This is a genomic window from Streptacidiphilus carbonis (assembly GCF_000787775.1).
Classification (GTDB): Bacteria; Actinomycetota; Actinomycetes; order Streptomycetales; family Streptomycetaceae; genus Streptacidiphilus; species Streptacidiphilus carbonis.
Map to the genome: position 1 here is coordinate 34,993 of NZ_BBPM01000042.1, position 14,598 is coordinate 49,590.

General features: G+C 68.9%; 11 protein-coding genes. 4 read left to right on the plus strand and 7 right to left on the minus strand.

All coding sequences use genetic code 11. The annotated features are described in order from the left end of the window. Nucleotides 1–54: 54 nt before the first annotated feature. From TR46_RS27005 to TR46_RS27030, 6 genes are all read right to left on the minus strand, one after another. Nucleotides 55–2,097, minus strand: a complete 2,043-nt coding sequence (locus TR46_RS27005; RefSeq protein ID WP_042405983.1) for a beta-galactosidase — start codon at nucleotides 2,095–2,097, stop codon at nucleotides 55–57. Further along, nucleotides 2,094–2,831, minus strand: coding sequence for a DUF624 domain-containing protein (locus TR46_RS27010; RefSeq protein ID WP_042405984.1), 738 nt, complete (start codon nucleotides 2,829–2,831; stop codon nucleotides 2,094–2,096). The genes TR46_RS27005 and TR46_RS27010 overlap by 4 nt, the downstream gene beginning before the upstream one ends. Next, the gene (locus tag TR46_RS27015) at nucleotides 2,828–4,354 is read right to left on the minus strand and encodes a GH39 family glycosyl hydrolase (RefSeq protein WP_042405985.1); all 1,527 of its coding nucleotides are present in this window, start codon (nucleotides 4,352–4,354) and stop codon (nucleotides 2,828–2,830) included. The genes TR46_RS27010 and TR46_RS27015 overlap by 4 nt, the downstream gene beginning before the upstream one ends. 64 nt (nucleotides 4,355–4,418) lie before the next feature. Beyond that, nucleotides 4,419–6,056, minus strand: coding sequence for an ABC transporter substrate-binding protein (locus TR46_RS27020; RefSeq protein ID WP_042405988.1), 1,638 nt, complete (start codon nucleotides 6,054–6,056; stop codon nucleotides 4,419–4,421). A 69-nt stretch (nucleotides 6,057–6,125) separates the two neighbouring features. Beyond that, nucleotides 6,126–7,001, minus strand: a complete 876-nt coding sequence (locus TR46_RS27025; protein WP_042405990.1) for a carbohydrate ABC transporter permease — start codon at nucleotides 6,999–7,001, stop codon at nucleotides 6,126–6,128. Beyond that, nucleotides 6,995–7,978, minus strand: a complete 984-nt coding sequence (locus TR46_RS27030) for an ABC transporter permease (protein WP_042405993.1) — start codon at nucleotides 7,976–7,978, stop codon at nucleotides 6,995–6,997. Before TR46_RS27030 ends, TR46_RS27025 begins: the two co-directional genes overlap by 7 nt. A gap of 223 nt (nucleotides 7,979–8,201) precedes the next feature. On the opposite strand from TR46_RS27030, the gene TR46_RS27035 reads away from it, so the two are divergent. Together TR46_RS27035 and TR46_RS27040 are read left to right on the plus strand one after the other, a co-directional pair. Then, entirely contained in the window at nucleotides 8,202–9,242 is a 1,041-nt protein-coding gene (locus tag TR46_RS27035; RefSeq protein ID WP_042405994.1) for a LacI family DNA-binding transcriptional regulator, read from the plus strand. A 20-nt stretch (nucleotides 9,243–9,262) separates the two neighbouring features. Next, nucleotides 9,263–10,282 (plus strand): acetylxylan esterase, encoded by a 1,020-nt coding sequence (locus TR46_RS27040; RefSeq protein WP_042405997.1) that lies wholly within the window; start codon nucleotides 9,263–9,265, stop codon nucleotides 10,280–10,282. 49 nt (nucleotides 10,283–10,331) lie between these two features. On the opposite strand, the gene TR46_RS27045 is transcribed toward TR46_RS27040, so the two are convergent. Continuing rightward, entirely contained in the window at nucleotides 10,332–11,501 is a 1,170-nt protein-coding gene (locus tag TR46_RS27045; RefSeq protein ID WP_042405999.1) for an epoxide hydrolase family protein, read from the minus strand. Between the two features lie 115 nt (nucleotides 11,502–11,616). On the opposite strand from TR46_RS27045, the gene TR46_RS27050 reads away from it, so the two are divergent. Both TR46_RS27050 and TR46_RS27055 read left to right on the plus strand, forming a co-directional pair. Beyond that, nucleotides 11,617–12,216: a TetR/AcrR family transcriptional regulator gene (locus tag TR46_RS27050; protein ID WP_042406001.1), complete on the plus strand. Its 600-nt coding sequence runs from the start codon at nucleotides 11,617–11,619 to the stop codon at nucleotides 12,214–12,216. Between the two features lie 165 nt (nucleotides 12,217–12,381). Beyond that, nucleotides 12,382–14,592 (plus strand): MMPL family transporter, encoded by a 2,211-nt coding sequence (locus TR46_RS27055; protein ID WP_042406003.1) that lies wholly within the window; start codon nucleotides 12,382–12,384, stop codon nucleotides 14,590–14,592. Nucleotides 14,593–14,598 lie beyond the last annotated feature (6 nt).

Consider the following 14,598-nt stretch of genomic DNA (forward strand, 5'->3'; position numbering starts at 1 on the left):
GGACGGCACGACAGGGCGCCGACTGCACGGTGCAACCGGCGCCCTGATCGATCGTCAGCCGTCCTCGCGCAGCACCCGCACTCCGCAGGGGGCCAGCGTGATCGGCCGGCCCGGTTCGAAGCGGTCGGCGGTGAGCAGGTCCACGCCCGCGGTGGTCGCGGGGACCTCGATCGGGTCGTCGCCGTGGTTCAGGAGGAAGAGGAGACGGGTGCCGTCCGGAGCGACCCGCAGGGTGGTCTCCAGGGCCGGGAGGTCCGGGTGGCGGGAGGCGATGTCATGGGCCGCCAGCACCTGGCGGACCACCCAGTCGACGCCGGCTTGGTCCAGGCCGGCGGCCACGTACCAACCGTGGCCGGCGCCGAAGGCGTTGCGGGTGACGGCCGGGGTGTCGGCGTAGAAGTCGTCCTGATAGACACCGACCGTCTCCGCGCCCTGGGGGATGACGAGTTCGAAGAGCAGCCGCGACTCGACCGTCAGCGGGTTCGCGTCATCGGCTCCCGCCCGCAGCCGCACCCGGTTGACGAACTCCGGGCCGCGCGCGTCCCACTCGTCGATCCGTACCCCCATCAGCGGTCCGAGCGGGCCGGGCACGTCCATCAGGAACGCGTTGTCGTTCTCGTCCACCCGGCCCGACAGGTAGGTCGCGAGCACCGACCCGCCGCGTCGGGCCACTGCCTCCAGCCGCTGGGCCAGGTCATCCTTCAGCATGTGCAGCGCCGGGGCCACGACGACCTGATAGCCGGTCAGGTCCGCGGTGACCGGGACCACGTCCACGTCGACCCCGGCCTCCCAGAGAGCGCGGTAGTAGCCGAGCACCACCTGCTGGTAGCGCACCAGGCGTGACGGTCCGTCGGAGATCTCCAGCGCCCACCAGCTGTCCCAGTCGAACAGCAGCGCCACCCGGGCGGGGGTACGGGCACCCAGTGCGGCACTGCCCAACTGCTCCAGCTCCGCGCCCAGCCGCGCCACTTCCTGGAACACCCGGGTGTCGTCCCGGCCCGAGTGGCCGATGACCGCGCCGTGGTACTTCTCGCAGGCGCCCCGGGAGGCGCGCATCTGGAAGAAGAGCGCGGCGTCCGCGCCGTGGGCTATCGCCTGCCAGCTCCACAGGCCCATCACCCCGGGCCGCTTCAGCGGGTTGAAGTCCCGGCAGGCGGTGGTGCTGGGGGTCTGCTCCATCAGCCAGAACGGCTCTCCGCCCTTCAGCCCTCGCATCAGGTCGTGGGCCAGCGCCGACCAGGCCGGATGGGCGCCCTCGGGCGGGTAGTTGTCCCAGGAGGCGAAGTCCAGGTGCGGGGCCCAGCGGTGGTAGTCGATCGGGCGGTACATGCCCATGAAGTTGGTGGTGACCGGAGTGTCCGGGCTGTGCCTGCGGATCGCCGCCTTCTCGTCCAGGAAGTCGGCCAGCATCGCGTCGGACATGAAGCGCAGGTAGTCCAGAGTGATGCCCTGGAACGCGGTGTGGTCGGGGCCGCGCCAGTGCTCGGTGAGCGCGGACGGCGGCTCGATCTCGTCCCAGTCGTGGAAGGTGTGCGACCAGAAGGTGGTGTACCAGGCCGAGTTGAGCGCGTCCAGAGTGACGTACCTGGCCCGCAGCCAGTCGCGGAATCCGGCCGCGCACAGCTCGCAGTAGCAGGCGCCGCCGTACTCGTTGCCGATGTGCCAGGCGATGACCGCCGGGTTGTCGGCGTAGCGCTCGGCGATCCGGCCCGCCATCTCGGCGGAGAACCTGCGGAAGACCGGCGAACTCGGGCAGGAGTTGTGCCGCTGCCCGTAGCGGTGCCGACGGCCCTCGAAGTCGGTACGGGTCACCTCCGGGAAGCGGCGGGCCAGCCAGGGCGGCTGGGCGCCGGTGCCGGTGGCCAGGCAGATGCTGCGGCCCTGGGCGGTGGCCTGCTCGACGATCCGGTCCAGCACGGAGAAGTCGAGGACGTCGGGGGCCGGCTGGGTCTGCGCCCAGGCGAAGACGCCGAGGGTGACGGTGTCGATGCGGGCCGCGTCGAACAGCTTGTAATCCTGGGCCCGCACCTCCTCCGGCCACTGCTCGGGGTTGTAGTCCCCGCCGAAGAGGGTCTTTCGAGTGGAGGGGAGGCTCATGCCGTGAATCGCTCTCGGATGTCGGTGGTCATCGGACGGCTGTTCAGCAGGACGCCGGCGGCGAGCACCGACGCCAGCAGTGCCGGGACCGCTTCGGACCAGACCGCCGTCACCGCGGCGGTAGCGGCCAGGACGGCGAGGTTGCCCAGCGTGGTCCGGCCGCAACGGAACAGGTAGTAGACGGCCAGGCGGGCCGTGTCGACCGCACGGAAGCTGAACAGCGAGGCGATGACCAGCGCATTGGCCACCCACAGCGCCGATGCCACGGTGATCACCGCCAGCAGCACCGCCCACCAGGTGGGGACGCCGGCCGCACCGAGGTGGGTGAGGACGGTCCCGGCAGCGGTCATCCAGACCAGCCAGGGCACCCAGATCCGCAGCGCGTCACGGACATTGGCCCGGTAGCCGCGCCAGAACGCCCTGGCCGGCCACAGGTCGGTGAGGTCCCGGTGGCGGTGCTGCCAGACGTACAGCGCCGCGGACCAGGCCGGGCCGAGCGGCAGCAGACAGGCCGCCGCCAGCGGGACGTTGCTCGCGTCGTGGTCGAGCATCGCCTGCAGCAGCAGACAGGGCGCGACCGTGATCAGCAGCAGCAGCTCGATCGACAGCAGGTTGTAGATCAGGGCCGCGGCACGCGCGAGCGGCGTCCGGCCGAACGAGGACTGGCCGACCGAGGACTGGCCGACCGAGGAGTGGCCGAGCGCCGCGTGCCCTGGTGCGGTACCGCTGCTCATGCGTTGCCTCCGTACAGTCGGGCCTCGTCCCACCACGGGGGTGTCTCGTCGCGGACCGGCGTGATCTCCAGCAGGGTCACTTCGTGCAGGCCCAGCGTGATGTCGCAGTCGACCCGACCGCCGTGGACCGGCAGGCTCCGGTGGCTGCGAGCAGGTTCCGCCGCCTCGCGCAGGGCGTCCAACTGCCGGGCGCGCGGCGAGGCGGGCCGTCCCATCTCGTTCCAGGCGGCCCAGGCATTCCCGGCCTCCTCGCTGACGGACGAACGCTGCACATAGACCGCGGCGCAGTCGTCGCCGGACGCTTCCGCCACCGGGAGCGACAACTGCACGGTGTGCGACAGGACCGGCTCCCGGCCGGTGGGGTCCACGGGTGCCCAGGCCAGTACGGTGGTCCGGCCGTCATGATGACGGGTCACCAGATGGTCGGCGCCACTGGCCAGTACCTGGTCGCCCATCCGGGCCATGAAGGCGTACAGGTGGTACGTCGGCTTCTTGATCTGGCGGTGCGTCAGCAGACCGAAGCCCCCGTGGAAGAGCGAGGTCGGGACGCCGACCTCCTCGAACATGTCGCTGAACGTCCAGTACGAGAAGGAGTCGACCAGCTCCCCACCCGCAGCCAGCACCGGTGCCAGATAGGCCGCGTGGAACGCGGTGTCGTGGATCGGGTTGTCGGGCCGGTAGGAGGAGTTGAACTCGGTGATGTGCACCGGCAGGTCCGCGAGCGCTGTCCCCTTCAACTCCTCCCGAGGGGCTGCGAACTGCTCCAGCAGCCGGCTCGCCGGGGCCAGCGTCTGGTGCACCCCGAACGGGACGTGCTGGGCCGGACCGGTGGTGTACGCGTGCCGGCTGACGAAGTCGACGGGCGCCGAGCGGGCGGCGGCGAAGTCGGCGAAGCGGACCAGCCACTCGGGGTCGGCCCCCGGTGCCAGGGCTGGTCCGCCGACCTGGAGCGACGCGTCCACCTCCTTGACGGTGTTCGCGGTGACCTCGTACAGCCGGTGGTAGGCGTCCTGGTCCGCGTCGGCCCAGAACTCCTTGAGGTTGGGCTCGTTCCACACCTCGATCGGCCACTGCCGGACCTGTTCCAGGCCGTAGCGGTCGATGAGGTGCGCGACCAGGGCTCGGACCAGCGCCGCCCACTCGTTCCAGTCCTTCGGCGGGGTGATGTTGCCCAGCCACCAGAATACCGTCCGGTCGCCGGAGGCCAGCCCGGAAGGCATGAACCCCAGCTCCAGGAAGGGCTGGACGCCGAGCCGCAGATAGGCGTCGATCACCTGGTCCACATAGGTGAAGGAGTGCCGGACCCGGCGCTCCCCCTGGTACTCGTAGGGCCGGTGGACGCCCATCCCGTCACTGAGCAGGCCGTGGCCCCGGATGTACCGGAAGCCGATCTCCCGCTGGATCAGCTCCAGCGAGTCCTGGTAGTCGCGCCGCAGCGCGAGTTCGAGCCGGCCCGTGCCGACGCAGAGGCGCCAGGCGTCGGACAGCTGTCCTGTGGGTCGGTCGGGAACGGTGGTCCGCATGGTCTTCCTCTGTTCGGTGCGGGCGGTGCGGCGCGCTACGACTCGTTCCGGGGCGGCGGTCCGGTCAGCCCTTCTTGCCCTTGTAGCGCTGGTAGGCCTTGTTGACGAGGTTGAGGTAGGAGGTCCCGCCCTTGCTCTTGACCTCGCCCACGAAGGCGTCCCACTGGCTCAGCGGGCGGTCCCCGAGCACGAACTTCAGCGTCTGCTGGGTCACGTAGTCCTTCAACGGCGTGTCCCACAACGTCGACTGCTGGCGCTCGTCCTCGGTGAGCGGGTACGGCGGCGGCACCGCGAGCGTCTTCCGGGCCCCCATCGCCTTCTGGAACACCAGCTCCTCGGCGGAGAACATCGAGTCCAGCAGCTTGGTGGCGCCGCCGTAGGCGAAGTTGCCGTTCATGAAGCCGAAGTCCTTCTGCAGGTTCTTCGTCCCCTTCGGGTTCAGCCCGACGTAGTTGACGTCGGGCGTGAACCGGTAGTCACCCGCCGGGTCGACGGTGTAGGTGACGCCCTCGACGCCCCACTTGGCGAGCACCTCGCCCTCGTCCGAGTACCACAGCCAGTCGATGAACTGCATCATCGCGACGAAGTCCGGGCTGTTCCTGGCATTCTTGGTGATCATCAGCCCGTTCTCGAGCCGGCTGCCCATCTTCGTCGCCCCGGCCGGACCCATCGGCACCGGGATCTTGACGACGGTCGCACCGGGAATCGTGGTCGCCAGGGCCGGACGGTAGGTGTTGACCAGTTCCTGCGCATTGGTGCTGATCACGAAGGACTTGCCGGAGGTGAACTTGGCCTTGGCCTGGTCGTCGGTCTGGGTGAAGCTCTCCGGGTCCAGCAGCTTCTCCTGGACCAGCGTGTTGACGTACTGCAGCATCTGCTTGTACTGGTCCATCCCGGCGGTGAGCACGAACTGACCGGCGTTCGGGTCCCAGGTGGCGTTGTTGTAGCCCCAGCCGCCCGCGGTCCCGTAGGACTGGCCCAGGAGGTTCAGCAGGTTGCCGCCCGGGGTGGGGATGCTCCATCGGTCGGACATCGGGTAGGAGTCCGGGTGAGCGGCCTTCATCGCCTTGAGCACGGTGTGCAGCTCGTCCCAGGTGGTCGGCGTCTGCAGGCCCAGCTTCTGCAGGACGTCGGTGCGCACCGCGAGGGAGTAGTCCGGCCAGACGTCCTGGTGCAGACCGGGCAGCACGTAGTACTTCCCGTCGTCCTGCCGCAGCGCGTCCAGGTCGCCCTCAAGATTCCACTTGGCGACCTTGTCCTTGAAGTTGGGCATCAGGTCGGTGTAGTCGCTGACCGGGAGGATCGCCCCGGAAGCGATGAAGGGGACCTCCTGGCCGGGGTAGGTCTTGGGGATGATGGAGGGCGCGGAGCCGGCCCCGATGATCACGCTGCGCTTGGTCTCGTAGTCGCTGTACGGGACGATGGTCGGATTGAGCGTCACGCCGGTCCGCTTGCTGACCTCGGACCAGAACAGCCAGTCCTTGTTGTAGGGGTAGTTGGTGTTGTCGTCGTACAGGGTGGTGAAGGTGAGCGGCTTGCCCGCCTTGAACCGGTCGCCGACGGCGTACGCGGTCATCGAGTCGGCGCTGTTGCCGGACAGGTCCGAGGCCTTCTTGGTACCGCCGCCGGTGCTGCACCCGGCCAGGCCGAGGGCGACGGCGCCGACACCGAAGAGCATGGATCGCCGGGAGAGTTCGGACATGGGGGACTCCCTTCCCGCTGACACGGGGAGTGGTTGAAGGGTGGGGGGTGTGGTCGTGCGGGGAGGACGTCAGCCCTTGACGGCGCCGATCATGACCCCGGAGACGAAGTACCGCTGCACGAACGGGTAGACGGCCAGGATCGGGATCGTGGTGAGCACGATGGTCACCGACTGGATGTTGGCCGCGGCCTGCGCCGCGTCGCTGCCGGTGAAGCCGACCGATCCGGTGCCGCTGGCGCCGGCGATCAGGTTCCGAAGGTAGAGCGTGACCGGGAACAGATTCGGGCGGTCCAGGTAGAGGAACGCGCCGAACCAGGAGTTCCAGAAGGAGACGGCGTAGAAGAGCGTCATCGTGGCGATGACGGCCTTCGACAGCGGCAGCACGATCCGCAGCAGGGTGCCGTACGTGCTCAGGCCGTCGATGGCGGCGGCCTCTTCCAACTCGGTCGGCATGCCCTCGAAGAAGGACTTCATCACCAGCAGGTTGAACACGCTGATGGCGTTGGGCAGCACCAGCGACCAGATGGTGTTGCGCATCCCCAGGCCGCTGATCAGCAGGTAGTTGGGGATCAGGCCACCCGAGAAGAACATGGTGAACACCGCCACGCCGACCAGGAAGGTGCGGCCGCGGAGATTCCTCTTGGACAGCACGTAGGCGTAACAGGTGGTCAGCACCAGCGAGATGGCCGTCCCGACCACCGTGTAGAGCACGGTGTTGCCGTAGTCGGTCCAGAACGTCGAGTCGTGCAGCACCGCCTTGTAGGTCTTGATGTTGAACCCCCTGGGGATGAGGTTCACCTGGCCGGCGTTGATGTAGCCCTCGCCGCTGAACGACCGGGCCACGATGTTGACCAGCGGATAGAGCGTCGCCACCACGACCAGCGTCAGGATGATCGTGTTGCACACCTGGAAGACCCGGTAGCCACGGGTGGGTCGGCCTACCACAGGCTCGTCCCCAGGGTGCGGCGGGAGATCTTGTTAGCGCTCACAATGAGCACCAGGCCGATCAGCGACTCGAAGAGGCCGATCGCCGCGGCATAGCTGAAGTTGTTGGACACCACGCCCATCCGGTACAGGTACGTGGAGACCACGTCCGCGGTCGAGTACGTGAGGGGGTTGTAGAGCAGCATGATCTTCTCGAAGCCGATGGACATGAAGGTGCCGATGTTGAGGATCAGCAGCGTGATCATGGTCGGCCGGATGCCGGGCAGCGTCACGTGCCAGGTCTGCTGCCACCGGTTGGCGCCGTCGATCCGGGCCGCCTCGTAGAGGTCCTGGTCGATCGAGGTGAGGGCGGCAAGGTAGAGGATCGTGCCCCAACCCACGGTCTGCCACAGCTCGGAGGAGACATAGACCGAGCGGAACCAGCCGGGCTGCTGCAGGAACAGGATGGGCGCGTGGCCCACCGCGTGCAGCGCCGAGTTCACCGATCCGTCGGCGGCCAGGAACTCCATCACGATGCCTGCCACGATCACCACTGACAGGAAGTGCGGCAGGTAGGACACCGACTGCACGATCCGTTTGGCGTAGCGGTTGCGCAGCTCGTTCAGCAGCAGCGCCAGGATGATCGGCATCGGGAAGCAGACCACCAGGGTCAGCAGTCCCAGCACCAGGGTGTTGGTGAAGACGTCCCAGAACGTCGGGTCGTTGAGGAACATCCGGATGTACTCGAGGCCGACCCAGTGGTCGCCGAACACACTGCCGCCGGGCTCGAACTGACGGAATGCGATGACATTGCCGATCATCGGCAGATAGCGGAAGACCGCGAAGAACACCAGCGGCACGACGGCCAGTGTGTACAACTGCCAGTCGCGGCGCAGCGACTGACGCCAGCTCCGGCGCCGGGCGGGGACCGGGGAGGTTCCCCCGCCGCCGGGGCTGCGCGCGTCGGGCAGCAGGTCTGCCGTCTTGGTACTGCTCATCCTCGGCTCTCCTGTGCAGGTGGGGAAGGGGCAGCGCAATCGAAAGTTTCGAAACTCTCGCTTAATGTGTCGGAAGCGTAGGGAGGCGGTCCGAACCACGTCAAGAGGGTGAACGCAGAGGATTTGAACCTGGCCTGTCGGAGCCCGGTGGCGTATATTCCTCGCCAACTGGCCTGGAGCGGGCCCGAATCCACAGACAAGTTTCCGAAACTTTAGGGCTGCCATGACCAGTTCCGATCCGCCGGCCGACCCCTCGGCCGAGCCCCGATCGGCCACGATCGCCACCATCGCCCGCGAGGTGGGCGTGTCCGTGGCGACCGTCTCCAAAGTCCTCAACGGACGCGCCGACGTCGCCCCCGAGACCCGGACCAAGGTCGAGGCCAGCCTGGACCGCCACCACTACCGGCGCCGCAGGCGCCGCCAGCCGACCGAGGCCGACCGGCTCTACCTGGTCTTCCACGAGTTCGACTCGGCCTGGTCGATGGAGATCATCCGCGGGGTCGAGGCAGCCGCCTCCGCCTCCGGCATCGAGGTGGTGCTGGCCCAACTCGGCGGACGGCACCGCCCGTCCGACACCTGGCTGGACCGGATGCTTGGCCGCCACCCGCTCGGAGTCCTGTTCGTGGCCTGTGGACTGACGCAGATTCAGAAGGAGCGGATGCGCCGGCAGAACGTCCCCTTCGTGGCCGTGGACACGGACACCGCGACCGCCGAGTCGGTGCCCACCGTCGGCTCCAACAACTGGAACGGCGGCCTGGTCGCCACCAGGCACCTGCTGGAGCTGGGGCACCGCCGGATCGCGGTGATCTCCGGCCCGCAGGACCTGCTGTGCAGCCGGGCCCGCATCGCCGGCTTCCGCTCGGCCCATGACGAGGCCGGGTTGACCGTCGACCCCGAACTGGTGCGCCACGGCGACTTCTACCTCGACGGCGGCTACGCCGAGGGGAAGGCGCTGCTGCAACTGCCGCAGCCGCCGACCGCAGTGTTCGCCGGCTCCGACATCCAGGCGATGGGCGTACTGCGCGCGGCCCGCGAACTGGGACTGCGGATCCCCGCCGACCTCTCGGTGGTCGGCTACGACAACCTCCCGGTCGCCGCCTGGATCGAACCCGCACTGACCACGGTCCACCAGCCGCTGCACGACATGGCCGTCACCGCGACCCGGATGCTGCTCGACCTCTCCGCCGGAACCGACCTGACGACCAGCCGGATCGACCTCGGCACCGAACTGGTCGTCCGCGACAGTACCGCTCGACCCGCCTGACAAGGATTGGACGAAGGACCGTGGCCCTGTTCGACCTCCCCCTGGACCAGCTGGAACGCTACGCCCCCGAGGTGGCGGAACCCGACGACTTCGACGCCTTCTGGAAATCGACGACCGGTCAGGCCGCGGCTCACCCGGTCCTCGTCGACGTCCGTCCGGCCGACTCCGGCCTACGACTGGTCGACTGCTGGGACGTCACCTTCTCCGGCTTCGGCGGCGACCCGGTCCGAGCCTGGTACACCCGCCCCGCCGGAACCGACACCGCACTCCCCGCTGTCGTCGAGTACCTCGGCTACGGCCGCGGCCGCGGACTCCCCCACGAGCGGCTGACCTGGGCCGCGGCCGGCTATGCGCATCTGCTGATGGACAGCAGGGGCCAGGGCGACCAGTACGGCAACGGCGGCGACACCCCCGACCCCGGCAGTGGCGCACTCGGCGGCCCCGGCCCGATGACCCGGGGCATCCGCTCGCCGGAGGACTACTACTACCGCCGTCTGATCACCGACGCGGCCCGAGCCGTGGACGCGCTCCGCGCACTCCCCGGCGTCGACGCCGACCGGGTCGCCGCGCTCGGCAACAGCCAGGGCGGCGGCCTGGCCCTGGCGGCAGCCGGTCTGGTCCCCGACCTCGCCGCGGTCATGGTCTCGGCCCCCTTCCTCTGCCACATCCAGCGCGCCATAGAGATCACCGACGCGGACCCCTTCGGCGAGGTGGTCCGCTACCTGGCCGTCCACCGCGGCGGCGAGCAGCAGGTACGCCGGACCCTCTCCTACGTCGACGCCGTCAACTTCGCCCGCCGGGCCACCGCCCCGCTCCACCTCGGCGTCGGCCTGCGCGACACCGTCTGCCCCCCGAGCACGGTCTTCGCCGCCTACAACCACTACGGCACCGCCGGCGCCACCACCGCCGCGGTGGACCGCACCGTCGAGGTCTACCCCTTCAACCACCACGAAGGCGGCGAAGCCGTCCACACCCGCACCCAACTCCGCTGGCTGGAGGCCCTGCTGAGCCGCGGCAAGCCCCGCCCGACCGCAGCCTGAACGCCGCCCGGGCCCGGCGGCCGCCGCACGTGGCCCAGACGTGTCCGTTTCAGGAGCGGAGGCTCCTCAGGCCGGCGCGGATCTCGCCGACCAGGATCCCGGGCTGCTCGAATGCTGCGAAGTGTCCGCCTTTGCCGGCCTCGCCGTAGTGGATCAGATTGGTGTAGGTGTCCTCGATCCAGCTTCGCGGAAGGCGTGGGATGTCGCGTGGGAACACCGTCACCGCGACCGGCAGCGTCAGCTCGGGGCCGGCGAAGCTCGCCGACTTGTTCTCCCAGTAGATGCGGCCGGACGACGCCGCACTGTTGGTGAACCAGTGGAGCGATATGACGTCGAGCATGTCGTCGGTGCTGAGAGCGTCCTCGGCGAGGCCGTCGTTGTCCGTCTTGGATTGGAACTTCTCATAGATCCAGGCCGCCTGGCCGGCCGGAGAGTCCGCCAGTGCGATGCCGACGGTCTCGGGCTTCGTGCCCTGCAGGTGGTTGGATCCGCCGAGATCGCCGGTGTAGCGGGCCAGGGTCTCCACCGCGTAGCGCTCTTCGGGCGAGAGCGATTCGGGTATCTGCGCGGGGAATGCGTACTGGGTGTTCAGGTGAATCCCGAGAAGGCCCTCAGGACGCATCGCGGCGAGCGCGCTTGTGACGACGGCGCCCCAATCACCGCCTTGAGCGGCCCAGTTCTCATAGCCGAGACGCTTCATGAGTTCGGCCCACGCGCCTGCGACACGTGACACATTCCACCCGGTACCGGTCGGCTTCTGGCTGAACCCGAATCCGGGAAGCGACGGGACCACCACGTCGAACGAGTCCTCGGCATGTCCTCCGAACGCCACGGGGTCGGTCAGCGGGCCGATCAGTTTCAGGAGTTCGACGATCGAACCCGGCCATCCGTGCGTCAGGACGAGGGGCATCGCATTCGGATTCCTGGACCTGACATGGATGAAGTGGATGTCGAGCCCATCGATCTCGGTCAGGAACTGTGGGAACCGATTGAGCTCCGCCTCGAATCGGCGCCAGTCGTATTCCCGCTCCCAGTAGTCGATCAGCGATTTGGCGCTCTCCAGGCGGACGCCCTGCGACCAGTCCGGAACGGTCTCCGGATCCGGCCACCGAGTCCTGGCCAGTCGCTGCTTCAAGTCCTCGATCTCGGCGTCGGAGACCGTGACGGTGAACGGGCGGACGACGGGTGGGGACGGGGGCGCGGGCGTCGATTCGGTCATTGCCTCGTTCTCCTCGGTACTCGCCTCGCGGTGCGGCAACCTGTTGCACGCAGGTGTGCAATGCACACTGCTGTGCAATCTACTCCACTGCACACCGCCGTGCAATGATGGGACGATGCAGACCGAATCCGCCCGGGCGCGCTCCATGAACGAGACCCGGACCCGCATCCTCGACGTCGCACTCGAGGTCCTGGGGCAGAACCCGGAAGCCGGCATGGGCGACATCGCCTCCGCTGCCGGCGTGGTCCGCCGCACCGTCTACGGCCACTTCCCCACCCGCACCGACCTCGTGCGGACCCTCGCGCAACGCGCCGTGGACGAGATCGCAGCCGCGCTCACCGAGGTCGACGCCCCGGAACGGGCCGCCGAAGCGGTGTGGGTCGATTTCATCTCCCACGTATGGCCGTTGGCGCGCCGTTACCGCGTGCTGTTGGTGCTCCGGCGCGGCGAGTACGGCGAGGAGATCCACGCCCTCCTGGAACCGGTCGACCAGATCCTTGCCGACCTCGTGCAACGAGGCCAGGACCGCGGGGAGTTCGGACGACACCTGCCTGCCGGGACCCTCAGCCAGGTGGCCTACGCCGCCGTGTTCGCCATCGCGGACAACGGCCTTTCGGACGGAGCCCTCGACGCCCGCGCGGCCGCCGTCACCAGCCTGCTCGTCCTCGGCGTTCCCGAGGCGCGGGCCACCGCCCTCGTGGACGGACAACCGTGACGCGCGAGGGCCGACCCACCGGGGCCGGGCGACAACGACGACGCCGCGCATGTGGGGGCCGGTCGCACCCCCCGGTCCCCCCAATGACCGCTCCGACGTGCTCACAGGATCCGCACTCCCGATGATGGCCCTACCGACCCTAGGGCCACCCCCGGAGGATCCCCGATGTCGACGTACCTGTTCAGGCTGTCGCGCTTCGCGTTCCGGCGCCGCCGCCTGGTGCTGGCACTGTGGCTGCTGGCCGCCGTCGGGGCGATCCTGCTGGGGCAGCTCAGCGGGGGCAAGACCAACGACAACTTCACCATCCCCGGCACCGAGTCCCAGCATGTCGCGGACCTGCTGAAGCAGAAGGTCCCGGCGCTGAGCGGTGGTCAGACCCAGGTCGTCTTCGCGGCGCCGGCCGGTGCGAAGATCACCGCCGCGCCCTACCAGGCCGGTGTCATGGCGGCTCTCGCGAACCTGAAGACCGTCCCCCAGGTGGTCTCCGTCTCCGACCCCTACACCGCGCACGCGGTCTCCCCGGACGGACGGGTGGCGCTGGGCCAGGTGCAGTACTCGGTCGCCCCGGCGCAGGTGAAGGACGCCAGCCTGGACGCGGTCAAGGCCGCGGTGAAGCCCGCCCAGCAGGCCGGCGTCCAGGTGGAGTACTCCGGCAGCGTCTATCCGGGCTGGCGGCTGGTCCCCTCCGAGGCGCCCGAACTGATCGGCCTGGTCATCGCCTTCTGCATCCTGTCGATCACCTTCGGCGCGCTGATCACCGCCGGGCTGCCGATCCTCACGGCCATCATCGGCGTGGTGATCACCCTGATGGGCGTCACCGCCGTCGCCGCCGTGGTCGACATCGCCTCGGCCTCGACGACCGTCGCCATCATGCTCGGCCTGTCCTGCGGTATCGACTACGGCCTGTTCATCCTCTCCAGGCACCGGAACAACCTGCTCAACGGGCTGAGTGTGGAGGACTCGGCGGCGCTCGCCGCCGGCACCGCCGGCAGCTCGGTGGTCTTCGCCGCCCTCACCGTGATCATCGCCCTGTGCGGACTGTCCGTCGTCGGCATCCCGTTCCTGACGGTCATGGGCCTGAGCGCGGCCGTCGCGGTGCTCATGGCGATGCTGATCGCGCTCACCCTGCTGCCCGCCATGCTCGGCTTCGCCGGGCACAAGGTCACGAAGTTCATCAGCACCCCGCTGCGCCGCGGCCACCACGAGTCCGTCGCCGCCATCGGCGCCACCCAGCCGCACCGCACCTTCGGCGCCCGCTGGGCCCGCTTCGTGGTCCGCTTCCGGATCCCGATGCTGGTCGCCGGGGTGGCCGTCCTGGTGGTGCTGGCGGTGCCGTACTTCAGCATGCAGCTGGGACTGCCCAGCGGCTCGTCCAAGCCGACCTCGGACACCTCGCGCAAGGCCTACGACCTGACCACCGCGAGCTTCGGAGCCGGCTTCAACGGCCCACTGCTGGTCGTCGCGGACGGCAGCAGCGACAGCGCCTCCACCCAGCAGATCGTCGACAACCTGGCCAAGGTCTCCGACGTGGCCACCAGCAGCGTGGCGGTGCAGACTCCGACCACCGCCGTGATCCGGCTGATCCCCAAGACCGGCCCCAACGACCAGGCCACCGCCGACCTGGTGCACGGCATCCGCGACAACCGCGCCGCCGTCGAGGGGACCACCGGCGCCACCGTCCTGGTCGGCGGCACCACCGCCTCCAACATCGACGTGTCCAGCAAGCTCTCCAGCGCGCTGCCGGTCTTCCTGGTCGTGGTGGTCGGGCTCGCCTTCATCCTGCTGACCTTCGCCTTCCGCACCATCCTGGTGCCGATCAAGTCCATCATCGGCTTCCTGCTGTCGGTGCTGGCGGCGCTCGGCGCACAGGTGGCGATCTTTCAGTGGGGATGGGGCCGGCACGTCTTCGGGATCACCCCGAGCGAGACCATCAGCTTCCTGCCGATCCTGATGCTCGCCATCATCTTCGGGCTCTCCAGCGACTACGAGGTCTTCGTGGTCTCCCGGATCAAGGAGGAGTACTCCAGGAGCGGCGACGCCCGCGGCGCCGTCGAGAGCGGCACCGGCCTGGCGGCGCGGGTGGTCACCGCCGCCGCGCTGATCATGTTCGCCATCTTCGTGGCCTTCATGTTCACCAACGACCCCACCATCAAGGCCATCGGCTTCAGCTTCGCCACCGGAGTGCTGCTGGACGCCTTCGTGGTCCGGCTCACCCTGGTGCCGGCGGTGATGGCCGTCATCCGCTCCAAGCTCTGGTACCACCCGCAGTGGTTCGCCAAGTACGTCCCCGACCCGGACATCGAAGGCGAAAGGCTCCAGGAGACCTTCCACCCGACCCCGGAAGCGGCCCCCGTGTCAGCCCCGCCCACTTCCTGACCGTCA